The 26013-nt window shown below is 33.7% G+C and carries 28 protein-coding genes; 9 read left to right on the top strand and 19 right to left on the bottom strand.

All coding sequences use genetic code 11. The features are described 5' to 3' along the window. Positions 1 to 40 precede the first annotated feature (40 nt). From ML436_01560 to ML436_01545, 4 genes are read right to left on the bottom strand one after another with little or no spacing between them, the layout of a single operon-like run. Positions 41 to 670, bottom strand: coding sequence for an ABC-2 transporter permease (locus ML436_01560; GenBank protein ID UMT78470.1), 630 nt, complete (start codon positions 668 to 670; stop codon positions 41 to 43). Then, positions 670 to 1512, bottom strand: coding sequence for an ABC transporter ATP-binding protein (locus tag ML436_01555; GenBank protein ID UMT78469.1), 843 nt, complete (start codon positions 1510 to 1512; stop codon positions 670 to 672). Before ML436_01555 ends, ML436_01560 begins: the two co-directional genes overlap by 1 nt. 24 nt (positions 1513 to 1536) lie before the next feature. Then, the gene (locus tag ML436_01550; protein UMT78468.1) at positions 1537 to 2250 is read right to left on the bottom strand and encodes a DUF3169 family protein; all 714 of its coding nucleotides are present in this window, start codon (positions 2248 to 2250) and stop codon (positions 1537 to 1539) included. Continuing rightward, on the bottom strand, positions 2247 to 2450 hold the full coding sequence (locus ML436_01545) for a helix-turn-helix transcriptional regulator (GenBank protein UMT78467.1): 204 nt from the start codon (positions 2448 to 2450) through the stop codon (positions 2247 to 2249). Before ML436_01545 ends, ML436_01550 begins: the two co-directional genes overlap by 4 nt. Positions 2451 to 2715: 265 nt before the next feature. Between ML436_01545 and ML436_01540 the strand changes: the two genes are divergently transcribed. The 3 genes from ML436_01540 (at position 2716) to tatC (ending at position 4154) form a co-directional block, all read left to right on the top strand. Continuing rightward, positions 2716 to 3105, top strand: coding sequence for a DUF1398 family protein (locus ML436_01540; protein UMT78466.1), 390 nt, complete (start codon positions 2716 to 2718; stop codon positions 3103 to 3105). A 100-nt stretch (positions 3106 to 3205) separates the two neighbouring features. Beyond that, complete coding sequence (locus ML436_01535; GenBank protein UMT78465.1) at positions 3206 to 3433, top strand: twin-arginine translocase TatA/TatE family subunit; 228 nt, start codon at positions 3206 to 3208, stop codon at positions 3431 to 3433. Then, a complete protein-coding gene (tatC, locus tag ML436_01530) occupies positions 3429 to 4154 on the top strand; it encodes a twin-arginine translocase subunit TatC (GenBank protein UMT79466.1) in 726 nt (241 codons plus the stop codon). The genes ML436_01535 and tatC overlap by 5 nt, the downstream gene beginning before the upstream one ends. Positions 4155 to 4245: 91 nt before the next feature. Here the strand turns inward: tatC and ML436_01525 are convergent, their stop codons facing one another. The 4 genes from ML436_01525 to ML436_01510 all read right to left on the bottom strand — a co-directional run bounded on the left by ML436_01525 (position 4246) and on the right by ML436_01510 (position 8832). Continuing rightward, complete coding sequence (locus tag ML436_01525) at positions 4246 to 5958, bottom strand: FTR1 family iron permease (GenBank protein UMT78464.1); 1713 nt, start codon at positions 5956 to 5958, stop codon at positions 4246 to 4248. Next, complete coding sequence (gene efeB / locus ML436_01520) at positions 5939 to 7168, bottom strand: iron uptake transporter deferrochelatase/peroxidase subunit (GenBank protein ID UMT78463.1); 1230 nt, start codon at positions 7166 to 7168, stop codon at positions 5939 to 5941. The genes ML436_01525 and efeB overlap by 20 nt, the downstream gene beginning before the upstream one ends. Beyond that, positions 7165 to 8019, bottom strand: a complete 855-nt coding sequence (locus tag ML436_01515; GenBank protein UMT78462.1) for a hypothetical protein — start codon at positions 8017 to 8019, stop codon at positions 7165 to 7167. Before ML436_01515 ends, efeB begins: the two co-directional genes overlap by 4 nt. A 267-nt stretch (positions 8020 to 8286) precedes the next feature. Continuing rightward, positions 8287 to 8832: a GNAT family N-acetyltransferase gene (locus ML436_01510; GenBank protein UMT78461.1), complete on the bottom strand. Its 546-nt coding sequence runs from the start codon at positions 8830 to 8832 to the stop codon at positions 8287 to 8289. A 534-nt stretch (positions 8833 to 9366) separates the two neighbouring features. On the opposite strand from ML436_01510, the gene ML436_01505 reads away from it, so the two are divergent. After that, positions 9367 to 10362, top strand: a complete 996-nt coding sequence (locus ML436_01505) for a YeiH family protein (protein UMT78460.1) — start codon at positions 9367 to 9369, stop codon at positions 10360 to 10362. 118 nt (positions 10363 to 10480) lie between these two features. On the opposite strand, the gene ML436_01500 is transcribed toward ML436_01505, so the two are convergent. The 3 genes from ML436_01500 to ML436_01490 are packed head-to-tail and all read right to left on the bottom strand — an operon-like array spanning position 10481 to position 13062. Next, positions 10481 to 11047, bottom strand: a complete 567-nt coding sequence (locus ML436_01500; protein ID UMT79465.1) for an NAD(P)H-dependent oxidoreductase — start codon at positions 11045 to 11047, stop codon at positions 10481 to 10483. Between the two features lie 13 nt (positions 11048 to 11060). Beyond that, positions 11061 to 12122, bottom strand: a complete 1062-nt coding sequence (locus tag ML436_01495) for an LLM class flavin-dependent oxidoreductase (GenBank protein UMT78459.1) — start codon at positions 12120 to 12122, stop codon at positions 11061 to 11063. A 13-nt stretch (positions 12123 to 12135) separates the two neighbouring features. Next, complete coding sequence (locus ML436_01490; GenBank protein UMT78458.1) at positions 12136 to 13062, bottom strand: VOC family protein; 927 nt, start codon at positions 13060 to 13062, stop codon at positions 12136 to 12138. Positions 13063 to 13374: 312 nt separating this feature from the next. Here ML436_01490 and glpT point away from each other — a divergent pair, with 312 nt between their 5' ends. Further along, entirely contained in the window at positions 13375 to 14733 is a 1359-nt protein-coding gene (gene glpT / locus ML436_01485) for a glycerol-3-phosphate transporter (protein ID UMT78457.1), read from the top strand. Between the two features lie 68 nt (positions 14734 to 14801). Here the strand turns inward: glpT and ML436_01480 are convergent, their stop codons facing one another. From ML436_01480 to ML436_01470, 3 genes are all read right to left on the bottom strand, one after another. After that, positions 14802 to 15257, bottom strand: coding sequence for a MepB family protein (locus tag ML436_01480; protein ID UMT78456.1), 456 nt, complete (start codon positions 15255 to 15257; stop codon positions 14802 to 14804). A 104-nt stretch (positions 15258 to 15361) separates the two neighbouring features. Beyond that, the gene (gene mepA / locus ML436_01475) at positions 15362 to 16717 is read right to left on the bottom strand and encodes a multidrug efflux MATE transporter MepA (protein ID UMT78455.1); all 1356 of its coding nucleotides are present in this window, start codon (positions 16715 to 16717) and stop codon (positions 15362 to 15364) included. A gap of 107 nt (positions 16718 to 16824) precedes the next feature. Continuing rightward, on the bottom strand, positions 16825 to 17244 hold the full coding sequence (locus ML436_01470; protein ID UMT78454.1) for a MarR family transcriptional regulator: 420 nt from the start codon (positions 17242 to 17244) through the stop codon (positions 16825 to 16827). 210 nt (positions 17245 to 17454) lie between these two features. On the opposite strand from ML436_01470, the gene ML436_01465 reads away from it, so the two are divergent. The 4 genes from ML436_01465 to ML436_01450 are packed head-to-tail and all read left to right on the top strand — an operon-like array spanning position 17455 to position 21505. After that, positions 17455 to 19410 carry a BglG family transcription antiterminator gene (locus tag ML436_01465; GenBank protein UMT78453.1) on the top strand — a complete coding sequence of 652 codons (1956 nt, stop codon included), beginning with the start codon at positions 17455 to 17457 and terminating at the stop codon, positions 19408 to 19410. A gap of 4 nt (positions 19411 to 19414) precedes the next feature. Beyond that, positions 19415 to 19858: a PTS sugar transporter subunit IIA gene (locus tag ML436_01460; GenBank protein ID UMT78452.1), complete on the top strand. Its 444-nt coding sequence runs from the start codon at positions 19415 to 19417 to the stop codon at positions 19856 to 19858. Position 19859: 1 nt separating this feature from the next. Beyond that, positions 19860 to 20144 (top strand): PTS sugar transporter subunit IIB, encoded by a 285-nt coding sequence (locus ML436_01455; protein UMT78451.1) that lies wholly within the window; start codon positions 19860 to 19862, stop codon positions 20142 to 20144. Positions 20145 to 20158: 14 nt separating this feature from the next. Further along, the gene (locus ML436_01450) at positions 20159 to 21505 is read left to right on the top strand and encodes a PTS ascorbate transporter subunit IIC (GenBank protein UMT78450.1); all 1347 of its coding nucleotides are present in this window, start codon (positions 20159 to 20161) and stop codon (positions 21503 to 21505) included. An 85-nt stretch (positions 21506 to 21590) separates the two neighbouring features. Here the strand turns inward: ML436_01450 and ML436_01445 are convergent, their stop codons facing one another. The 5 genes from ML436_01445 to ML436_01425 form a co-directional block, all read right to left on the bottom strand. Further along, positions 21591 to 22616, bottom strand: a complete 1026-nt coding sequence (locus tag ML436_01445) for an aldehyde reductase (protein ID UMT79464.1) — start codon at positions 22614 to 22616, stop codon at positions 21591 to 21593. Positions 22617 to 22932: 316 nt separating this feature from the next. Continuing rightward, entirely contained in the window at positions 22933 to 23955 is a 1023-nt protein-coding gene (locus tag ML436_01440) for a lipoate--protein ligase (protein ID UMT78449.1), read from the bottom strand. After that, a complete protein-coding gene (locus ML436_01435; protein UMT78448.1) occupies positions 23933 to 24898 on the bottom strand; it encodes an NAD-dependent deacetylase in 966 nt (321 codons plus the stop codon). The genes ML436_01440 and ML436_01435 overlap by 23 nt, the downstream gene beginning before the upstream one ends. After that, complete coding sequence (locus ML436_01430) at positions 24864 to 25667, bottom strand: protein-ADP-ribose hydrolase (protein ID UMT78447.1); 804 nt, start codon at positions 25665 to 25667, stop codon at positions 24864 to 24866. Before ML436_01430 ends, ML436_01435 begins: the two co-directional genes overlap by 35 nt. Continuing rightward, complete coding sequence (locus ML436_01425; protein ID UMT78446.1) at positions 25668 to 26000, bottom strand: glycine cleavage system protein H; 333 nt, start codon at positions 25998 to 26000, stop codon at positions 25668 to 25670. Between the last annotated feature and the right edge of the window lie 13 nt (positions 26001 to 26013).

Here is a 26013-nt window from a genome sequence, read left to right as displayed (position 1 = left end):
TAAATATTATTTCAAATACTATCATCACCAAAGTCGACAATTATAGTTCTTGTTTGTTAAAAATTTTAATAGACAAGATATAAGAAACACTTGTTATAACTATGCCAATGACCGCATATGCTATGACAACTAGCCATCCTTCAGTGCTAATTTTGTCAAATTCTAATGCAGATGCACCACTAACCATACCATATATAAAGAAAAAGGCCATAAAAGAAATAAGTAGTAGTATAGATGCAAATATCATAATGACATTTGAGTTTTCAGCGCCAAATTTAAATGTCAACGGGAAAATGATAGAGTATGCCCCTATGACGCCAAAACTCATTAAACATGACATAATACCAATTATCACACTTTGGGTCACAATCGTAGTCACAACTAATCCAATCATTAAACTTGCACCGAATAAGATTAAGTAAAAGGCAAAGTATGACTTAATATAATCGCTTCGTTTAGCCGGTAAAGTAGATACATAGTACATCCATCTTGAATCTTTTTCATGTTTAATATTATCAGTAATGGGTGTAATTAACATAACCCCAGCCATTGCAGAACTCATCAACGGATTAAATACTGAAAAGTATCCCGCAGCTATTATAGCGACAATAAAATAAATATATGTTTGCTTTCTCGTTGCATAAAAACTACTTAGTAACATACCTTTCATTATACTTCACCTCGCATTATGATTTTTGTAGCTTCATCAATGTGTTTTAAAGGCACTGCATTTTCAATTTCTGCATAATCTTTAACTAAAATTTGATGTTTCCCCTTCGATAATCTAGAAGCAATCATTAAATGCTTAGGAATTTCGACATCTTTATCTTCCGTCGTTACGATTCCATATTGTGCTAACAGTATATCTTTCTGTTCAGTTAAAATAATTCGTCCATCTTTCATAAACACTAATTTATCCGCTAAATGTTCAATATCTTCAGAAATATGCGATGATATTAAGATGCCTCCACCTTGTGCGACAAAATCTTCTAGTATTTCCATTACTTCTTCTCTTCCAGAAACATCCATACCCGCAGTTGCTTCATCTAAGATTAATAACTTCACATCATGAGAAAGCGCAATCGTTAAAGCTATCTTCATTCGCATCCCTCTTGAAAAAGTTTTAATTTTAGTTTGTAGTGGCAACTCGAAATATTTGATTAAATCAAAGAATTTTTGACTATTCCAAGTCGTATAAATAGATTGAAATACTTTATCAATATCTTTAATAGTCAATTTATTAGGTACTCTCAGATCATCAAACACAACACCTATGTGTTCTTTATATTCGACATCATCCGCAGCATGTTCTTCTCCAAAAAATGCAATACTACCATTATCTTTATGTCGATTGCCTACTAGAATATTAATTAATGTCGATTTACCTGAGCCATTTTTCCCGATTAATCCTACTGTCTCATTAGTAGAAATCGTTAAAGATGCATCTTGTAATTTAAAATCCGAATCTTTGTATTGTTTGTTCACACGATCTACGTTTAACAATGTTGTCATATCCATGCTCCTCTTTGTTTAATTTTAATAAAAATGTCTTCTCTTCAATAAATAACTAAAAGCGTTATATATGAAAATAGCGATGATAAGTATCAAACTGAAGCTTTGATTAATTCCTGTAGCAATTGAATAAGACCCTATAAAAATAATGGCTAGTATCAATATTGATAAGTTAATCGCATAAGTTTTAAACAATGCAACCAATTCTATGTGTCGTTCACCTTCATCTAATATTTCCAAACGCTTTTCAGTGTAATTCTTATCTGCAATTTTTGGCATTCTATCATCAAATCTTCTATTAAACAGCGTAAATTGTGTATTGAAAATAGCACTAGCAAAAAATGGTATTAAAAAGAATAGCATTGCATTTGCTGCAGCGTGCCCTACCACAAAAATAAGCAATACTAAAAAAGCAATAACTGTCTGCAGAATACTTAATATATTTCCATTTAAAACATAACGATTCGCAAGCAACTCATATTGATCTGTTGCATCGATATCTACTTCTTTATCTACAAGTTGCTTATACTTCAATGCACGTCTTTGATTCATCAAAATAATGCCTTCTACCAATATGATGATAATCGTCGCAACTATCGATATTACAACGACATTGTTATATGTCGCAAACGTCAAGTTCTCAATACCAAATCCATCAAAGTTACCTAAAATTCCACCAATGATACCACCTACAATTCCACCCAGTAAAAGATATCCGATATATCTTAGTATTTTCATGCTTCATCCTCCTCAATAATAAAAACCGTTTCCACCGTTTCATTGAAAATGCGAGCAATCTTTATTGCCGTTAATACTGATGGCATAAAATTGTTTCGCTCAATTAGCGAAATGGTTTGTCTTGAAACACCAGCTAGTTTGGCAAGCTGCGTTTGATTTAAGCCATCTCGTGCTCGTAACTCTTTCAATCGATTACGCACATCGCATCAACTCCTTAATTCTACTGTAAATGATATTTGTCTTTTTGACAACTATATTTGTCAAATTCACACAAAAAAATACCATCGTTCACCAATTTATTAAATTATGATTCAAATTTCTCAACACTTGCGAGCCGTATTTTTTTACTTTCGCTAAATCTTGCTTCATAATTAACAGCATTCTAATTTTAGTATTATGCGCGCATTTTCAAACAGTAATTCAATAGCGTATTTCGCTAAATCAAACCATTCAAAGGAGATTATTATGACATTTACTTTATCTGCAATTCAACAAGCACATCAACAATTTACTGGTGTTGATTTTCCAAAACTATTCAAAGCTTTTAAAGATATGGGTATGACTTACAATATCGTCAACATTCAAGATGGCACTGCAACATACGTACATCAATCAGAAGATGATATCGTTACTTCATCTGTGAAAAGTACGATTCCTGTTGCTCAAAAATCAAACAAAACAATGGTTCAAGACGTCTTAACAAGACATCAACAAGGGCAAACAGATTTTGAAACATTTTGTAATGAAATGGCTGAAGCTGGCATCTATAAATGGCATATCGATATTCAAGCGGGTACTTGTACTTATATCGACTTGCAAGACCAAGCTGTTATTTCAGAATTAATCCCTCAATAAACTATATTTATAGCAATATTTTAATTATTTTATAAAATTTTATTGATAATCATTATCGTTCGGTATAAAGTAAGTACTATATACTACTTATTGAGCGAGGTTGATTATCATGATAACTAACACTTTCATTTTAGGCATTACAGGCCCAACTAGTCTTGTAGTCATAAGCATTATCGCTTTGATCATTTTTGGTCCGAAAAAATTACCACAATTTGGCCGTGCCATTGGTTCTACTTTAAAAGAATTTAAATCTGCAACAGAAGATTTAGATAAAGAGTCTCACGATACACCCAGTAAGGAATCGAAACAACAGCGAGAGCAAGATTAATAATACTGACCACACCTTACTAGTTCATTTTAGCGAGCTACGTCATCGTTTAGTTAAAATACTATTGTCGTTCGTCGTCGCAGTCATTATCGTTTATGTTTCATCATTTTGGTGGATGACATCAGTCATATCATACATTACTCGAGCAAATGTAACTTTACATGCCTTTTCATTCACTGAAATGATTCAAATATATGTGATGATTATATTTTTTATTGCATTTTGTCTCATTTCACCGGTTATGTTTTATCAATTGTGGGCGTTTGTTGCACCTGGTTTGCATGATAATGAACGTCAATTTATTTATAAATATAGCTTGTTTAGCGTACTTTTATTTATTTTTGGTGTCGCTTTTGCATTTTATATTGGCTTTCCAATGATTATTCAATTCGCTTTAAAATTATCAACCACTTTGAACATTTCGCCAGTGATTGGCTTTAAAGCGTATTTAGTTGAACTTATCCGTTGGCTTTTCACTTTTGGCATTTTATTCCAATTGCCAATATTATTCATAGGTCTTGCAAAATTCGGTCTTATAGATACCACATCATTGAAGCATTATCGAAAATATATTTATTTCGCTTGCTTTGTATTAGCAAGTATCATTGCACCACCCGATTTAACATTAAATATATTACTTACATTGCCACTCATATTGCTCTTTGAGTTCAGTATGTTCATTGTTAAGTTCACATGCCGAGGCAAACCGCCAACACACTAATCTTATAAGAATTAATGCTGTGATTATCGTTATACTGCAATACCGAATATTTCCAACATCACAACAAAAAAACAGGCACTCGGCCTGTTTTTTATTTTTTAAATTTAAAGATTAAGAAAGCTACAATAATAATATATACAACTTGTGCTATCAATGGTTCATAACTTGGATAGAATCCTAACCAGTTAATCGTTGGGAATCCTTCAATGACATGTCTAGGCATAGCACCTAATAATTGTAACTTTTGAATACTTACGCCAAGCATTTTGAATCCCATAATAAAAATAAAAATCGACAACACTCTAAATATATAGAAAATAGGTATTAATTTAACTATAAATCTAAATAATAATGCAAAGATGATTAAAATAACGATAGCTAAAGCAATACCAATAATAAAATCTTTTGTCGCTAGCTCACCTATCATTCCCATATAGAAAATGATTACCTCAACTCCTTCACGGAGTACAGAAATTAAACCAATCGTCGCTAACAACACCAAATTACCATTACTAATCGCATTAGCATACATATTTTTAATCATGTCATTCCAACGTTTTGCATTTGAACGTTTGTGCATCCAAACACCAACGATAAACATTAATATGACCGCAACAATACCTAATCCCGCTTCCATACTTTCACGAAGAATGCCACTATTACCTAAAGTTTCTACAAACGTAATTGCTAAGATGATACTCAGTACGAGTCCGGCAATTGCACCACCAATAACACTTGCAGTCCCTTTCTTATCTTTGACATTACGCGTCATGGTAGTCAATGTCATTACAATTAACAACACTTCTAGCCCTTCACGTAAAAAGATAATCATCACATCAACAAAGCTGTAACTATGGCCAACAACCTCTTTAATTTGATTGTTTATATCTATTAAACCATCTTTCACGTGGGATTTATTATGTTCGTCTAATACACTTTGATAATAAGGTATTTTATCTTCAATTTTTGTATACAAAGCACCGTCTTTAGTTTGAATTTGACCTTCAACATACGGCCAAATTTCTATAAAATGTTTAAGTGCAGTATCAGCATCCGACAATTGATTGCTATCTATTGCTTTAATCGCTTTATCTAATTCATCATTCAACTGCGATACATGAAATTGATTACTTTCAGAGGCACTACTTTTCTTATCGACATGATCAATATTTGATTTAAAAGTTGTCCAAGCATGTGACACTTTCGCTGTATCTAATGGCGACTTATGGATAGCGATTCTAAGTTGCAGTAATGCGACTTCAATTCGTCCATATTGATTTGCGTCATAATTGCGAATCACCGTTTCATTACTTGTCCAAATCTGATTCAAACTATTGTTCAGCGATTCTAGCTCTGCTTTATTTTTATCTTTAATCGCTTTTGTCATCGCTCTATCTTTACCATCGATTTGCTGTTGCAATAATTTAATTTTAGAACCTGCATCTTTACTAGCCAACTTCTCTTCATAGGCAATTAATGACTTCGTCAATTGTGATAACGCATCTGTTTGATCAGCATTCGATTTAGCATTTTTAAGTTTTCTCAAGTCTGATTTAACAGCATTTCCTTCACTGTTGTCATCAAGTGATAATTTCCCCACACTACTTACAACTTTTTTTACTGCATTATTTTTACTATCATTCGATATCGAATTATTTGAAAGTGCAGATTTAGCATCCGTTATCACACTATATACATCACTTATACTATGCTGTTCTGCTCCCTGACTTTTTAATAATCCAAAGCTAAATACCATAACTAAAGTAATTATCGTCGCTACAATTTTAATCAAATAATGTTTCACCAAGGTAACCTCCCTTACTAACACCTGGTAACACTAAAAATGAAGTAGACCCTCTATGTGTAATATATTCATTTAATTTATCATTACTACCTAAATTATTTTGTATATCGATAAATTGTTTTGTCGCTTTTTGAAAAGCAATAAAAAGTAAGCCTGTCTCAAAGTTACCAGTACGTTCATCGGTACCATCAACATAATTAAATGCTCTACGCAAAATGGAGGTATTAGCTTCTTTCGCTAGTCTCGTATGCGCATCTTTATCTATAATGTACTCACCGTGACTATCTTTCGCTTTCAAATCAATCTCATCAAACTCTTTGCCACCTGTTAAAGGTGCACCACTATGACGTTTACGACCAAATGTCGCCTCTTGTTCTTCTAATGCGGTACGGTCCCATGTCTCAATGTGTATTTGAATACGTCTGACAACACAATAAGTTCCATGTTTCGCCCATCCATCATCAATGAATACATAATCCTTCAGTTGATTACTTTTTCTAGGATTAATAGTTCCATCTTTAAAAGCCATCAAATTTCTAGGCGTTTCCTTACCTTTAGCAGATATGAAACCAGATTGTGTCCATCGTACCTTAACGACATCTCTAAAGGGACGAACTAAATTATGGACTGCATGAAATGAAACTTGCGAATCATTAGAACAAGCTTGAATCATAATGTCCCCATCACTGTAATCCTCTTCCAATTGATCATTTGGAAAATGCGGTATATCTTTGAAAGTATCAGGAATTTTACCGGATAATCCTATTTTCTTCATCATCGATTTGCTAATACCAAAGGTAAGAGTCAATTTACTCGCACCAAGACCGATAGCTTCACCAGTGTCTACAGGTGGCATTAGCGGATTCTTACTTGTTTTACCAACCGTATCTCCATCCATCATTCGATCAGCCATAACAGTCCACTTTTTAAACATCGACTTAATCGCATCACGATCTTTTGATTTTAAATCTAATGCTACAAAATGACATGTTTTTTGCGTTGGTGTTGTTATCCCTGGTTGAACTTTGCCATGAAATTCATATGCATCCTTTTCTGGGTCTTCAGGTGTATTAAACATCGATTTGAAGGACCAAACACTTCCCACACCACTCACGCCAATTGCAACACCAGCACCACCAATACCTAACATTTTTAAAAATGTACGTCTTGAAAATTGTGTGCTGTCATTAACTTGTTCGTAATTTGTCATTCAGTAATCACAGCCATTTTACTTAGTGGCTCTCCTAATGCATTAACGGCATCTGCAAATGCTTTACGATCTTTTTTCGATACTTTTTCAAATGATTCATAACCACCATTCTTATCTTTATATTTATCTAAAAGTTGATTTACTTTATCAAAGTTTGTTTGAATATCGTCACTTAATTTTTTATCTTTTTTCTCTAAGATTGGTTTGAATAAATCATAAATTTTTTGTGCACCTTCAACGTTTGCTTTAAAATCATATAAATCTGTATGCGAGTAAATTTCTTCTTCACCTGTAATTTTAGAAGTTGCAACTTCATTTAATAGGTCAACAGAACCTTGCAACATTAATTTCGGTGTAATATCTAAGGTATCTGCTTTTGCATGTAATTCTTTAGCATCTTTTAATAATTGTTGTGCGTCTTTTTTAGTCATATCATCAATTTTGTTATCTTCATATAAGTCTTTTTCAATTTTATGATATCCTGACCATTCTTTCTCTTTTTTCTCTTCTTTCATATCTGCTAGACGCGCATCAATTTTAGGATCTAAGTCACCAAATGCTTCGGCAACTGGTTCAGAGCGTTCATAATACATACGCACTTTTGGATATAATGCTTTTGCTTGAGCCATATCATTATTTTCAATCGCTTTAACAAATTTCTCTGTTCCTTTTAAAAAGTCATTCAACTGTTCATCAGTATATTTATCATATGCTTTAGTTGCTTGTTTCAACTCTGCTTTAATACCGTCATCTTTTTTCGATGCCTTTGAATCATCTTTCTTACTATCGTCGTTCCCACATGCAGCAATTAATAACGTTGATGCTAATAATAGCGTTGTTAACTTTTTCATTTTGACACCTCATTATAGAAATTCTATTATCCCCATAGATTTGTTCTTATAAATATTATTTTCGCATTCCCTACACGCTAAAATAATACATTACACTTAAAACGACTGTTTTAAAGCATACTCCCATAAACATCATCTAGATGATAATAATTATCAAAATCATTATATTGTTATAAAATAATACTGTCAACAACCTTTTATTTTTAGAAAATAAATAAAAGAGCGATACCATTTTAAATGTCATCACTCTTTTGTAAGTCTAATTTGTTATTTTTGGTCGTATTCTGATTTCAATAAACTATAAATATAACTCGATGAATAAACACCATTTAATAATTCATTGTCACGTAACATTCCTTCTTTAGTAAACCCAAGCCTTTCAGGAATCGCTTGGCTTTTCCGATTATTAACTGCGGCACTTATTTCAATTCGATTTAAGCCAATCTCTTCGAAACAATACTTTATCAATGTCTCGACGGCTTGTGTCATAACCCCTTTTCCCTCAAATTGTTTATCCAAATAATATCCTAATGATGTTTTTCTATGCATATGGTTAATTTCATGTAAACCGACTACACCAGCTAGCCTTCCTTCATACCAAATGCCACACTGAAACCCATTACCATCCGCAAATTGCAAAAGCCCTCTTTTAATAAACGCACGCGTATCTGATGGCTGCTCAGTTGCATCTACCCAAGGTAACCATTCCCTAAGTGAATCTCTTGAACGATTGACTAAATTGAAAAGCGCTTCTGTGTCATGAGCTTCTAAAATTTTTAATGTTATTTGTTCATTCACTTTCATTCCAAACATACCATCACATCCTCATTCATTTTTCATATAATTCTGTAAATTATCATTATAATAACATATTAATGTTACGCATTGTAGCTTAAATTTGTTGTCCCACCCCAACTTGCATTGTCTGTAGAAATTGTGGATCAAATTTCTCTATGTTGGGGCCCCGCCAACTTGCATTGTCTGTAGAAATTGTGAATCTAATTTCTCTATGTTGGGGCCCCGCCAACTTGCATTGCCTGTAGAAATTGAGATTCCAATTTCTCTAAGTTGGGGCCCCGCCAACTTGCATTGCCTGTAGAAATTGTGAATCTAATTTCTCTATGTTGGGGCCCCGCACCCCAACTTGCATTGTTTGTAGAAATTGTGGTTCCAATTTCTCTATGTTGGAGCCCCACCAATATAGCGTTCTAGTGCCTATTACTTTGATTTATGCCCTAACCTCCTGTCACACAACTTAAATGAAATAACAATTTATTAACCATTCCAAATTTATATTTAAAAATACGACAAAACAGTGCTAAAATGCTATTAAAGGGGGTACAGCTCATGGCATTATCGAAAAACAAGCATTTTATTGTTGGACTATCATTAACATTTATTGTGGCTTTATTTAGTTTTTTAGTAGCTAAATTACCAATATTAGATAAAGTCGGTGCACTAACTATCGCGATATTAATCTCTATTCTGTATCGTCACTTTAAAGGATATCCTGAAAAATATAGCTCAGGTATTACATTTTCATCCAAATATTTATTAAGATTTGCAATTATCCTATACGGACTTAAACTCAATATATTCGACATTATCGGGCAAGGAAGTAAATTATTGGCCATTGATGTAGGCGTCGTTATTTTTAGTATTGTAATGATGCTCTTGGTCAATAAATTATTGCATGGTGACAAAAATATCGCCTTACTACTCGGTGTAGGTACTGGTGTTTGTGGTGCTGCTGCTATTGCTGCAGTTGCCCCTATATTCAAATCGCGCGAAAAGGATACAGCCATTAGTATAGGTATCATTGCATTGATTGGTACTATATTTTCACTTATCTATACAGCAATCTACGCTATCTTCTCAATGACGACAAATGTTTATGGTGCATGGTCAGGAGTAAGTCTTCATGAAATTGCGCACGTTGTCTTAGCTGGTGGCTTCGGAGGTAGTGATGCACTTAAAGTTGCACTTCTAGGTAAACTTGGCAGAGTATTCTTATTGATCCCATTAACGATAGTACTCATTTTAATTATGCGTTTCCGTTCATCAGAATCGTCTAGCAATGGTCGTATTAGCATTCCTTACTTTTTAATTGGGTTTGTTATTATGGCATTAATAAATACATATGTAACTATTCCGTCAACATTGTTAAACATTTTAAACACTGTATCAACAATTTGTTTGTTAATGGCAATGGTTGCATTAGGTTTAAATGTTGCAGTTAAAGACCTTAAAAATCGTGCACTCAAACCACTCATCACTATTGTTATTACTTCAATATGCCTGTCTTCGCTTGCCCTTATCGTAGTACATTGGCTATATAGTTAATATAAAAAGACGCTCGAATTCTCACTAATACTATGCATCTAAAACGTTAGACTAAAAAAATCTAACGTTTTGAAGGCATTACATAATTTAGTGGACCGGGCGTCTTATCTTTTGACCTTTAAAAGTCATATTGGTTATTTTCTTCTTCAATCACTTGCTGCTGTACTTTAGCAGTTCGCATTGTGGATTGCGCCAATGTTTTTAAACGAAATACAACATCATCATTAACGATTTGTTGATTCAAAAAGTCTTTTTCTTCAATAAATACATATGTTTGCATCGTATGTGCTTTCATATAACTAAGGATTGGTTTTAAATGCATCTCAGGAATTAAATAGTGTTTGCTAGAACCTGCTGTAGCTATCAGTCCTATTACTTTGTCACGAAACGCATTGACCGGAAGTAGATCAAACACATTTTTCAAAGAACCTGGTATGGAAGCTTGAAAAATTGGAAAACCGATAAAAATCACATCAGCCTGCATTAAAGAGGTCGTCAATTTGTACACATCACCTGAAGTATCTAAATAGTTCTTTCCAACACTAAACTCTAATTCAAGATCTCTTAAATCCATCAACTCTATTTGATGTCCCTCATTGATGACTTCTAATTCATTTTTTAAATAATCCATAGCAGTTCTCGTTTTAGAACCGACTGTTGAGCCTGACAATAATACAATATTCATCATGACTATCCTCCTATTTTGATAAATGCTTTTTAATAGCTGGTATGATTTCGTTACCAATTAATTCTATATTTTTCATCACATTTTCGAAAGGTACACCACCAAAATCTAACTGAGCCATAAAGCGTTGATGACCATACAACTCATGTTGATACAATATCTTTTCAATAATTTGTTGAGGACTTCCAACCATTAACGCTTCACGATAATCCGGAGAATTAGCAAACTGTTGTTTTGGATATCCAACGCCACGGATAAATGACATGCCCGTATTCAAATGTGGATAAAACTCTCTCATAGCATCCTGCGTTGTTTCCGCTGTATAAAATAAACTTGCTGTACTTACCGGTAATGACTCAGGAGAAGCATCAAAACCTGCTTCAGTTGCCGCTTGGCGATATGCATCTATAGAACCTTTAAAGTTCATTGCTGGACCACCAAGTGTAGTAATCATCATCGGAACACCTTGTTTACCAGCTTTAATTGCACTTGCAGGTGGTCCGCCAACAGCACGCCATATTGGCAATGTATCATCGATTGGTCTTGGGAATATTTTCATATTTCTAAGTTCTGGACGATATTTTCCAGACCAAGTAATACGATCTGTTTTATTTAACTCTAGAAGTAGATTTAACTTTTCTTCAAATAATTCATCATAATCTTTTAAATCATACCCAAATAATTCAAAGATACCTGTTCTTGATGCTCTACCTGCAACAATTTCAGCTCTGCCATGCGAAATTAAATCTAACGTCGCAAAATCTTCAAATACTCTTACAGGATCTGTTGCACTAATAATAGTTGATGAGCTTGAGACTTTAATATTCTTTGTAGCTTGAGCGATGGCACCTAATACTACTGTATGGGCTTGCGTCGTAAAATGTTCCTGATGACTTTCACCAACAGCAAAGACATCAATACCCGCTTCATCAGCTAACTTACTTGCTTCAATAATTTCATTAATACGTTGCTCATAACTTATTTTTTCACCTTTAAATGGATTTAATAGATGCTCCCCTAATGAATATAACCCAAATTCTAACGGTGCATTTTTATTCATCTCTAATTTTGCCATCAGACATACTCCTTTACATTTTGTGTAACTTACTTTCTATTTGTTCACGTTTCTCTTCTAAAAAGCCCGGTAAGTTTAAGTTATTCCCTAAATCTTCAACAGATGTATCTACAGTGAATCCAGGTTCTTCAGTCGCGAATTCATACATAATTGAATTATGTCGATAATATAAAGATTTAAAGAAATAACGATCTATAATGCCTGAATTATTTTGTGGTTGTAGTTGTAATTTCTTGTAAATTGCATCTAAATCACTCAATTTCGGTGTATTTACTGCAATATGATGGATATAACCACGTCCTGGTCTTTCTCGTTCGCCTTGTTGTTCAACAACTACAAAATCAGAATATAACCCTTTCGGTGCAACAGTCATTACACTATGTTCAAAACCTTCTTTCATTTGATAGCCTAATATATTTTCTAAAAATTCAATCGTACGTTTCGCATCTCTAACTCTTAATTCTACTGGCCCTAATCCTAAAATTTGAAATTGTTCAGGAATGTCACTATAAGTATTAGTCTTCCATTTATGAGGGATTTCATAGTTATCATTTGCAATTAATAGTACTTCTAAATCATCTACATCTTTAAAAGCAATTGCCTCTTGTCCGAGATAGTTTAAACGTTCTGTCTTAATACTATTATCATGAAGTCGTGATTCATAAAATTGAAGTGCTTCAGCGTCTGGTACTAATAATGATAATCTATAAATAGACTCTGTACCTTGGCGTTTATGACCTGCATCTCGAATTTCAAAAAATGTTAAAAGTGTGCCAGCTGATCCAATTTCATCACCATAAAATAAATGATACATTGTTGGACTATCTTGATTAACTGATACCTCTACTAACCTTAAACCGAGTATATTTGTGTAAAAATCCTTATTAAGTTTTGCGTCTTTTGTATACATTGATATGTGATGGTGCCCTACTATATTCATATAATCCCTCCTATTAGTATAAATTTTATATCAACATCCATAAAAAAGATAGTTTTTTGCCATTTACCTCATTAATACATTTTCAAACTTACTTTTCACTATCATCATCACAGAATATATTTAAGTAATCATTCAAAATAATTGCATAATTATAACTTTAAGCTAAACAACAAATTATGGTTTAAAATTTATTTATATCTGCATACCACTTATTCTTCGCTATTTTAAAAAGTGTATTGACAACGCTTTCATACATGTCTACTATTAATTTATCTCACAAAATGCATATAAATACATATTAAGGAGGATTTTATGAATTTTCTTAAACCTGCAAAGCATATTAAGCCTTTGCCAGAAAATCAGATAGATGATACCTATAAACGATTACGTCTCCAAGTATTCCTTGGTATCTTTATCGGTTACGCCGGATATTATCTGTTACGCAAAAACTTTTCACTAGCTATGCCAGCATTACAAGAACAGGGCTTTACAAAAGCAGAACTTGGATTTGCATTATCTGCTGTTTCCATCGCATACGGATTCAGTAAATTCTTTATGGGTACTGTGAGTGATCGGAGTAATGCGCGGATTTTCTTAGTTCTTGGATTAGCTCTGACAGCTATCGTCAATTTATTAATGGGATTTGTACCATTTTTCACATCAGGTATAGGCATTATGTTTATCCTATTATTCTTAAATGGATGGTTTCAAGGTATGGGCTGGCCACCATCAGGTCGAGTGCTCGTTCACTGGTTTAGTGTAAGTGAACGCGGAAGTAAGACTGCCCTATGGAATGTTGCACATAATGTTGGTGGCGGTATTATGGCGCCAATTGCTGCTTGGGGTATTACAACAACAGCATTCATCAATTTCGGTTATTTAAAAGGCTTTGAAGGTGTATTTATTTATCCTGCACTTTTAGCACTTATCATAGCAGCAATTTCATATGTACTGATTAGAGACACACCACAGTCTCAAGGTTTACCTCCAATTGAAGTTTATAAAAATGACTTTGCAACAAGCGATAAAAAGACGCTAGAAACGGAATTAACAACAAAAGAAATTTTATTTAAATATGTACTAAACAATAAATGGGTATGGGCTATTGCATTTGCGAATATCTTCGTTTATTTCGTCCGCTACGGTGTACTTGATTGGGCACCCGTATATTTAAGCGAAGAAAAACACTTCGACTTAAAAGCATCAGGATGGGCATACTTCCTTTATGAATGGGCTGGTATTCCAGGTACATTATTATGTGGATATATTTCTGATAAATTATTCAAGGGACGTCGCGGACCAGCAGGTTTCTTCTTTATGTTAGGCGTTACAGTGTTTGTATTAATTTATTGGTTAAATCCTCCAGGCAATGCTTGGTTAGATAATGTTTCATTAATTGCCATCGGTTTCTTAATATATGGACCAGTTATGTTAATTGGTTTACAAGCTTTAGACTATGTTCCTAAAAAAGCTGCAGGAACAGCTGCAGGATTAACAGGCTTATTCGGATATCTATTTGGCGCCGTTATGGCTAACATAGTCCTAGGTGCCGTAGTAGATAAATTTGGCTGGGATGTTGGTTTTATTTTATTAACAGCAATTAGTGTGTTTGCAATGTTAAGCTTTATCCTAACTTGGAATAAAGTCGGTCAAGAAACCGTTCATCATTAATACAAATTAAAATAAAGTCATATGCTTACCTTATCGAAAGATGATCTATTCATCTCTTATAAGTTCAGTCATATGACTTTTTTATTAATATTCAAAAAATAATTGCATTGCCAATTTTGTGTACGTTGTGCCATTTGATTCAAATCATTGCACCATGTCGGATAAACTCTAAAAGCCATTTTCCCTTGATACTTAGATGAAGCTAAAATACCTTTTTCAACTAATACTTCTTTAGGAAATAGAAAGTAACCATTTAATTCATCATCGATAACAGCAACAATCAGGTAATCTGCAAATTCATCTATTTTGTATGGTCGATTATAATTATCTTCGTTTTTAGTCCAACATGTCACGAAATATCCCGATTTATTCGGCGTTTTCTTTGCTAATCTACTTTTGTAAATCTTTTCTTTATAGTTAAATGTTAAAGCTTCATATTCTTTATTATATTTTTCTTCAATTATGTCTATGGCTTCCAATTCCACACTAAAAACCTTTTCTAATATCTTTATTGATTTATACATTATTTGCCCCCTCAGTTTAATATCTTATTATCATAACACTCCCTAAACGTTAATAAAAAAACACTCCCAACGGCAATATACCAAATTGGAAGTGTATTAAGCGATTAACCTTCTATTAATTCAGATGTATCAACTGTTAAACGATTACGTAATAAATAAACAATTAACATTGCAGCAAATGCACAAAGTGACTCAGCAATTAGCAATGACCAAATAACGCCAGTTAATCCGAATAAACCATTCATGATAAACAATACTGGAATGATAATTGCACCTTGTAAAATAGCCATAATTGTAGCTCCACGACCTTGACCAGTCGCTTGAAGCATACCAGTGAATAAGAAGCCAATACCATTTAAAAGTAATGATGTCATTGTTACTTTTAAAATAAATGTAGCCATTTCAACAATTTGTTGATCAGTAGTAAATAGGCCTACCATATGATGTCCAATAGTAAATACAGCAATCATACAAATTGCAAATATAACACCAATAGACATAATAACTACTTTAATGACATCTTTCATACGACCTTTGTTTGCCATAAAGTTATACGCAATTAAAGGTACCACACCTTCACATAACCCCATGATAATAAGCTCAGGGAATTGTACAAGTCTAAATGAAATACCATAACTTGCGATTGCAAAGTTACCATAATGTGCCAAGAATAAATTTAATACTAAACCTGTGAATCCCATTAAAATACTCATTAAAAATGCTGGAATACCAATTTTGAAGATTTCTGAAAGCATTTCTTTATTAGGTTTCGCAAATTTAATATTCACAGATACAACATCACTATTTTTCATAAAGTAAACAATAAAGAAAACAGCCGCTGCAACATTACTGATAGCAGTACCCAAAGCTGCACCAACAACATTTAAATCGAAGCCAAAAATTAAAATTGGATCTAATATAATATTTAATCCTACACTAGCTAACATACCAATCATAGATATAATTGGTGCACCAATTGCACGCGCAAATTGTTCTAAAATAAAGAATAAAATAACAAACGGTGCGCTTAAAAACATTACTTTCAAATAATTACTTGTTAATGCTAAAGTTTCGCCTTTTGCTCCTAAAATCATCGCAATTTGATCACTAAATGGAATTGTAGCTAAAATAACTATAATTCCTAATACAATCCCACCATAAATCGAAAAGCTACTTACAAACTTACTTTTACTGTAATCTTTAGCGCCTAATAAACGTGAAATGTATGTGCCGCCACCAATTCCAAATAAATTACCTAGACCCATTAAGATGGCAAATACTGGTAGTGTAAGTGAAATAGCAGAAATCATATGGCTATCTCCTAAAAATCCTATAAAGTAAATGTTTAAAATCCCATAAACAACACTTAATAAAGTTCCTATCATCATTGGTAAAGAGAAATGCATCATTGCTTTAAAAACTGGTGATTTCTCAAAATAATATAATTGTTCGTCTTTCATTGTTCAATACTCCTTGTCCTTTATAATAATTAGTTCGCTAATAATTAGATATCTAACTATATCATCAAAGATAAAGCGACTGTATTTTTACCAGTCACGTTTATCATTTATTTTAAACTAGATAACATTTTAGTTAGATTTTCTTTCATGCGTTCGTTTTCTTCTTTAGAAAACTGTGATACAAGCGTTTGTTCCATTTCATCAAATATCGAAGTGAATGCTTCTACAAGCTTAATACCAGAAGTTGTCAATCCAATATTCTTTCTTCGCGTATCTTGTGCATCAACGTAACGATAAATAAGCTTTTTCCTTTCAAGGTTCTTCAGTAAATTACTTACGGTCGCCCCTGTTCGTTGCAATGCTTTAGCAATATCATTTTGCGTAAGTCCGTCTTGCTGATGCGCATAAAGATAACCTAAAGTGTGGCCTTGTTCATTCGTTATATCAAATTGCTCAAGTCTTTGATCTGCTTTTTGTTTCATTTCGTGACTTATCATTCGAAATAAATAAGAATAAGTGTACTCCATGAATTGCACCACCATTTCGTTAGATGTCTAACTAAATATACAGCGATGATTTCTAATTGTCAACAAAATTTGAGAATTTATTTTAAAAGTTTTCATAAAATCTAGTATTTTAACATTTTGATATGCAATTTTTCGGATTAAAATATGAAAGAGATTGCATATCTACGCAATTAAGTAATCGCTTACAATTATACATAGGAGGAAATTACGTTGCTAAGTCATAGACAAATTGAAATTTTGTATCTTTTAGTTCAAGAACAAACGTTTATCCCAATCAACAATATCGCTGACCAACTTGGTGTAACGCCACGTACCATTCAATATGATATATCGTACATCGAACAATATGCAGAAACATACCAATATCAAGTCATTCGCAATAAAGCAGCTGGCATTAAAATAATAACTAATGATTCAACACTTTTAAATGAGTTAGAACAACGCATAACAAATCAAATTCATTTTTCAAAGGATGAACGACTGACTCATATTGCTTTAAAATTATTCGAAACATCTGAGCCAATTTCAACAAAACAGCTTGCCCATGACGTCAATGTTTCTCGTCGCACCATTGCTGATGACATTAAGATTATTCAAAAGCGATTAGCACATTATCATTTAAAACTAAATTATATTCATAATAAAGGATTTAATATTGTTGGTGAAGAAGATCAATATCGAAAAGCATATGCTCATTTCATTCGTCAATACATGAAACAAGCAGCGCCATTTATCGAAGCAGATATTTTCAATTCACAAGCTATTGCAATTGTAAGGCAAGCTATAATCAATACATTAAACCGTGAAAATTATCATCTAGTACAGTCTGCCATTGATGGCTTAATTTATCATATACTCATTGCGATTCAGCGACTAAACGAAAACTTTTCATTTGCCATACCTGCAAAAGAAATTGATAAATGGCGCCATACTAAACAGTATGCTATAGCTTCAAAAATTAAAGAAAACTTGGAAAGCAGTTGTAATGTCAAATTTCCAGAATCTGAAATTATCTTCATCACGTTACATTTACTTGGTTCAAAAATGACTGATTGTACTATATCTACCAATATAAATGAACAACATGTTTTATCAGAAAACATCCAAGAATTCATCACTTGTGTTAGCCAAGAATTAGGAATTGATATGTCAAATGACCATAAACTGCATACCAGTTTGCTCACACATATAAAGCCAGCTATACATCGAATTAAATACGATATGATACAAGCTAATCCATTAAAACAAGAAGTGCATAAGCGCTATCCTCAAGTTGTCGATGCAATCAGCAAACATATTAGTACGATAGAAAAAGATACAGCTATTAGTTTCAATGAAGATGAATTAACATTTATTGCAATTCACTTTGCATCAAGTATGGAACGCGGCGCAACAAATAAACAATTAATGATTAAAGTTGTCTTACTTTGTGGATCAGGTATTGGCACATCTCAACTTTTAAAATCAAAATTAAATCATCTTTATCCAGAATTTAATATTTGGGACGCCTATTCTATCTATCAGTTAGATGAAAAGCAGTTAATTCAAAATAACATTGACTATGTGATTTCAACCGTACCGTGCGATATTTCAGTAGTACCCGTTATAAACGTCGATCCGTTCATCAATGAGCAATCACGCCAAAAATTAAATCAACTCATTAATGATGCTAGAGAAAAGCGTGTAATAAAAATGGCTACTGAAGGTAAGTCATTAGCTGATTTACTACCCGAACACCGTATCAGTGTAAACACACAATCACTATCAATTAATGAAGCAGTTACTGTATCAGTTCAACCTTTAATAAAAGATAATATTGTTGGTCCCAATTATATAGAAGCAATTTTAAATCAATTTGAACAATTCGGGTCATATATGGTGATTAGTCCACACATTTCACTAATTCACGCTGGAACTGAATATGTACACAATGGTGTCGGCTTTTCATTAACTTATTTTACTGAAGGTGTTGAATTTGGTAGCAAAGCAAATGATCCTGTATACCTTGTGATTACATTGGCAACGGATCATCCCAATGCACATTTAAAAGCACTAGGACAACTAAGTGAACTATTAAGTAACGACTTATCTCGACAAGATTTCTTAGATGGGAAAATTTGTAAAATTAAGCAACACATCGCTGTAACTAAGACAAAGGAGGTTTAACATCGTGGCATTAGACATTTTGACCACAACACGGATCATTGTAAAAGAACAAGTCAATAATTGGCATGAAGCCATTACTGTAGCTTCGCAACCTTTATTACAAGAACAAGTTATTGAACAAGGTTATGTTGAAGCAATGATTGAAAGTGTAAATGAATTAGGACCATACATCGTTATCGCACCTGAAATTGCAATTGCACATGCACGCCCCAATAATAACGTGCATCAAGTTGGATTAAGTCTATTAAAGTTGAATCAACACGTGGCGTTTTGCGATGAAAATCATTATGCATCTCTCATATTCGTATTAAGTGCCATCGACAATCATTCACACTTATCTATATTGCAAAATTTAGCAACACTATTAGGTGATAATCAAACAGTCCAGCAATTATTAAATGCAAAAAATGCACAAGAAATTACAACTATTTTAAAGGAGCATGATTAATATGAAAATTTTAGTAGTATGTGGCCACGGCTTAGGTAGTAGTTTTATGGTAGAAATGAATGCACAAGAAGCATTGAAACAACTTAATGCACCATCTGATATAGAAGTTGAGCACAGTGACATTATGACGGCTAGTCCAGAAATGGCAGACTTATTTATTTGTGGTAGAGATTTAGCTGAAAATGCCGAACGTCTAGGCGAAGTCTTAATCCTTGATAACATTTTAGACAAAGCAGAATTGCAGCAAAAGCTTGAAGAAAAATTACAACAACTTAACATTATTTAAAGGAGGTTAGACTTATGCAATCAATCCTTAATTTCATTGTCGATATTTTAAGCCAACCAGCAATTCTTGTTGCCCTGATTGCTTTTATTGGTTTAATTGTCCAGAAAAAACCTGCCGCTACGATTACTTCAGGTACCATTAAAACAATATTGGGATTCTTAATTTTAAGTGCCGGTGCCGACGTAGTTGTTCGTTCACTTGAACCATTTGGAAAAATATTCCAGCATGCTTTCGGTGTTCAAGGCATTGTTCCAAATAATGAAGCCATCGTTTCACTTGCCTTAAAAGATTTTGGAACAACAGCCGCACTGATTATGGTCTGCGGCATGATAGTAAATATCTTAATTGCACGTTTTACTAACTTAAAATATATCTTTTTAACAGGACACCATACATTTTACATGGCAGCATTTTTAGCAATTATTTTAACAGTGAGTCATATTAAGGGATGGCTAACGATTGTTATCGGCGCACTTGTATTAGGATTAATCATGGCAGTCTTACCTGCACTACTCCAACCTACGATGCGTAAAATTACTGGCAATGATCAAGTAGCATTAGGGCATTTCGGTTCAATCAGTTACTTTGCTGCAGGTGCCATAGGTCAATTATTTGAAGGGAAGTCTAAATCAACAGAAGATATTAAATTTCCAAAAGGATTAAGTTTTTTACGAGAAAGCACAATTAGTATTTCTATTACAATGGCATTACTTTATTTCATTGCCTGTTTGTTTGCAGGTGTCAGTTATGTACACCAATCAATTAGTAACGGACAAAACTTTATTGTCTTTTCATTAATTCAAGGTGTCACATTTGCCGCTGGTGTATTTATCATTTTAACAGGTGTGCGATTAATCTTAGCTGAAATCGTTCCAGCATTTAAAGGTATCTCTGAAAAACTTGTACCAAATTCTAAACCTGCGTTAGACTGCCCTATTGTATTCCCTTATGCACAAAACGCTGTGTTAATCGGGTTCTTTGTCAGCTTTATTACAGGTGTCATCGGTATGTTTATCTTATTCTTATTTGGTGGCGTCGTTATTTTACCAGGCGTTGTGGCACACTTCTTCTTAGGTGCAACTGCCGCAGTCTTCGGTAACGCAAGAGGCGGTATTAAAGGGGCGGTTGCAGGAGCTGCTCTTAATGGTATCCTGATTACATTCTTACCTTTATTATTCTTACCATTTTTAGGTGAGTTAGGTGGTGCAGCAACAACATTCTCCGATACAGACTTTTTAGCTGTCGGTATTGTATTTGGTAACGCAGTAAAATATATGGGATTATTTGGTGCTGTTCTATTTATTATCATCGTAGGAGCTACAGCGATTTTATTAAAAGGTCGTCAAAAAGCACAACAATAATATATAAACAAAAACACCGTCACAAGTTGAGTGTACTTTCCTTCTATCAAAAGGCATGTCACTTATTTTTGGACGGTGTTTTGTATTATATTAAATGATACTTAGCCATACTATCGACAGCTGCTAAAACAGCTTCTTCTTGAGTAGCAATCGGTTCCCAACCAAGAAGTGTTTTTGCACGTTCGTTACTTACATTTCGATTCATATCTAATAAAAGTTTACCTTCTTTAGCTTGATGATTAAATTTAGCACCTAGACTCAAAATAAAGTCTGGTAATTTTTTAGTAGAAACTTTTTGAGCTATTTCAGGTCGCTTTTCTTTAATTAATTTTGCAATTTCCAACAAATTAATTTGTCCATCAGCCGTAGCAATAAATCGCTTGCCATTAGCCTGTTCATTTGTCATTGCCAAAATGTGCAGTTCAGCTACGTCTCTGACATCAACAACATTCAATGGAATTTGCGGCACGCGTTTCATTGAACCATTTAATAAATTTTCCAACAAATGGAAACTTCCTGAAACATGCGCATCTAATGATGGACCGAAAATAGCAACTGGATTTATTGTGGCAAATTCTACTGTCGTATTTTCATTCTCAACAAAATTCCATGCTGCCTTTTCAGCTAATAATTTTGATTTTTCATATACTGATAAGCCTGGTTCATCTTGATTTGTCCAGTAACTTTCATTTGTGATTGAATTTTTATCTTTATTACTAAAACCAACTGCACCAAAGTTTGCAGTCATTACCACACGTTTAACACCCGCATGTTGTGCCGCTCTCAAAATACGTTGTATACCTTCAATTGCAGGCTTCGCCATCACTTCTGCATCGTCTGTTTTACCGAAAAACACCGGAGATGCAACACTCAAGACATACTTGCAATCTTTCATTGCTTCATCCCAATGTTCATCTTGTGATAAATCCGCTTCAACAAATGCAAGTTTATCTGTTGAAATACCATTGTCTTGCATCGTTTTAATTACTTTATCAGCTTTACTTAAATCACGTATCGTTGTTTGTACGTCATAACCTTGTTCTAATAATCGCGAAATAATACGCATACCAACAAAACCAGTACCACCTGTTACCAACACTTTATTATTCATCATATAATCTCCTCTTTGTCTCTATTGATTATCCATTATAACAGTCATTAAATTTTTGTATATATCAACAGACTTATATTGCTTAATATTCTATATGAATTATAAAAGTAAACATCGTTATATTCCTTAAAATATTAAAGTCATCTATTTTCAAATACCCAATCATTTAGAAACAAAAACCATATAAATATCATACTTTGAATAGTTAAAGGCAATAATTTCCACTCATATGTTCAACCTTCACCCACACACTATTGTCACCTTTTCAATAACAAGCAAACACTTCCAATGATTCAGCATACATAAAATACCAATATTAACTTAAAATCATATCTACTAATGCTTCTGCTGTCACTTTCCCAAAATAATAAGTAATGTCTATATTATTTAATTGATGCAATAAATCTTCTCTTGTCATTTTTGTACCTTGTAACACTTGTTCCACATCTTTAATATCACCTTGTCCAAAGAAATCCCCATAAATACGACAATCTGCGATACGATTTTGTTCAACAGAAATTGTAATGTCTACTGTACCTGAAGATAATCTTTCACTTCGATTGTATTCATATTTAGGTGACTTGCCATAATTCCAATCCCAATTTTTATACTTTTTATCAGCTAATTCATCAATCGCTTCCCAATCTGCATCCGTTAATTCATATCGTTTTGCCTCTTTAATATCATTGATTCCCAAAATCTGTGTCACCATTAAATTTTTGAATGCTTCAATTGTTATATCACGATAGGTTTCATCAAGCGCCTCTCGCAGATGACCAACGCGTGCTCTTACTGATTTAATACCTTTCGATGCAATCTTTTTACGATTTGGTTTTAACACCTTATCCATCGCCTCATAATTGACATCAAGTAATAAAGAATAACCGCCATAAATACGATTATTCATTAATGTCATTGCTGCACCTGATACTTTTTTACCGTTCAGTGTTAAATCATTTCTGCCACTCTGTATCACATCTGTTGCGCCTAATGTATGCAATGCCTTTATTGCCGGCTGATAAAATCGTTGAAAATCACCATAAATCGATGTATCTTGTTCTAAAATACAACACATATTGACGGCACCTTTATCAACATATACAGCACCACCACCAGTATCTCTACGAACTACTTGAATGTGGTGTTCATCTATATAATCTTGATTCACTTCTATAGCAGTATTTTGAAAACGACCAATTTCCACTTTTGGATCACAATAATAAGGGAATAAAATATCTTCACCTAAAAAGATATTCTGATTAACATACACTTGCATGGCGAGTGCAATCGCACCATCAGTAATATATTCACCATTTCTAATCGGTTCTATTAAGTACATCTTCTGTTTCTCCTATGTTGTTATTTTTCGTTATGCTGTCGTTCTGGAGTTCTGTTGTAATTAACGTTGAAATATCGTCGGTTAAATGAATTGTACGATCTTGAATCGATTTTGGAATACGATAAGCTTTTTTATTCATCGTCATATAAAGTGCATTTTCATTTTTACGCGTCATACGCTGAAACGGATGTTTCACAAACTGTGGCGTTGTATAACCAATTCCAATTTCCAAATACAATACTTTATCATCTTGATGTTGCTCTAGAAATGTATTATAACGTTGTAATTGTGCCTGAAAATCTGCATCTTCAACCATGCCAACTTCTGCTTTACGTTTATTAACTTCCATTGGAGCATCACATTTTGGACATCTTGGAATCATATCCCAAGGAATACGCATGTCTTGTTGTGCCACTACCATTTCACGAATTAAGTCATCATTACGATATGTTCGCGCGTGGCAATGCTGACTACATTGCTGCAAAATATACTCTCCTTGTATATGAAATACATGAGTCATATCATAATCAGCAACCTCAAAAGCATTATCTGCATTTGTAGTTATGATGTGATATTTTTTATCTTTCATTAGTGCTTTTAAAGCGAGGTAAGACTGACCTACAGGTTGATCTAAATAGTTTAATTTGATAAATCGACTCTCAAATGCCCAATATTCTTGCCAACTTCCGTACGGATGCAAACTCGCTTGCAACATATCAAAGAAACGATACTTTTCAATAAAGTCAGGGAAATTTTTTGTAAAGCGTTCCCCAACATATGTAAAGCCGTCCGATGCAGACATGCCCGCACCAATGCCAATGACTATTGCCTCCGCTTCCTCAATTGCAGTACGTAATATATCCGTCTGTGTTGTATTTTCATTTGTAATAAGAGACATCGCTTTCCATTCATTGTTCTGTACCACGATTAAATGCCTCCTCATACAATTGTAAATCCTTCTCTGTAAATACATTAAATACGACTTTTAATTTTGAATTTGTATCAGCAAGGTATTGTTGTACTGTTCGAATTGCGATTTCAGCTGCTTCATCTTGAGGAAAAGCAAAAACGCCTGTTGAAATACAACAAAATGCTATATGATTTAAACTTTGTTGATCTGCCAATTTAAGACAACTCAAATAGCATTTAGCTAACAAGTCCTGATTCATCTTTGAAACAGGCAATCGACGTATTTGAGGCCCTACCGTATGCACAATATACTTTGCAGACAAATTGTATGCACGCGTCATTTTAGCGTTACCAACACTTTCTTTGCGCCCTTGCTGTCGAATAATATCTGCACAATCTAATCGAACTTGGACACCCGCTTTTGTATGAATAATATTATCAATACAATCATGATTTGCTTGCATACACCCTAAAAAGCGACTATTCGCCGCGTTTACAATCGCATCAATCTTCAATGTGGTAATATCACCTTGCCAAACAAAGATATTGTCTCCTTTTATCGGCTTCAAATCATTTACATCCATAACATGTTGGCGGTTCAAATCACTTAACAACGCATCTTGAACGGCTAAATATGTCTCACTAACAGGTAAGGCTGGTCTTACATTAGCTAAACCTCGATATAATTCCCACATTGCTTCAAATGATGTTGGCATCTCTAATTCATTATTGTCATTTCGTTCTCGCCACATATAATCGATTAAATATTCTAATCGTTCTTCATTTGTCTTCAACGTCTTCATTTACGCCTCCGGTAATGCATTGAGTGCTTCTTTATCCACATCATCCAACTTGAACAACCAATTTTCTTCTGGCTTTTCAGAATTTAAAATATTTGGTTCATCTTCCGCTTTCGTATTACGCTCAACAATCGTTCCTGACAAAGGCGTCTGTACATCAATCACCGTTTTCGACGCTTCGATACTAACGATTTCGTCATCGACTTTCACCTCATCTGGACTTACAAATTCTACGTAGCCTACCGTTCCAATGTCATCTTGTAATTCAGGTGTCATACTAAATACATATAGATCTCCAACTTTTTCTACCCATAAATAATTGGCTAACTTTTTCATCTAAACCTCATCC

Source organism: Staphylococcus roterodami, assembly GCA_022493055.1.
Taxonomy (GTDB): Bacteria; Bacillota; Bacilli; order Staphylococcales; family Staphylococcaceae; genus Staphylococcus; species Staphylococcus singaporensis.
This window is presented reverse-complemented; position numbering and strand designations above follow the sequence as displayed.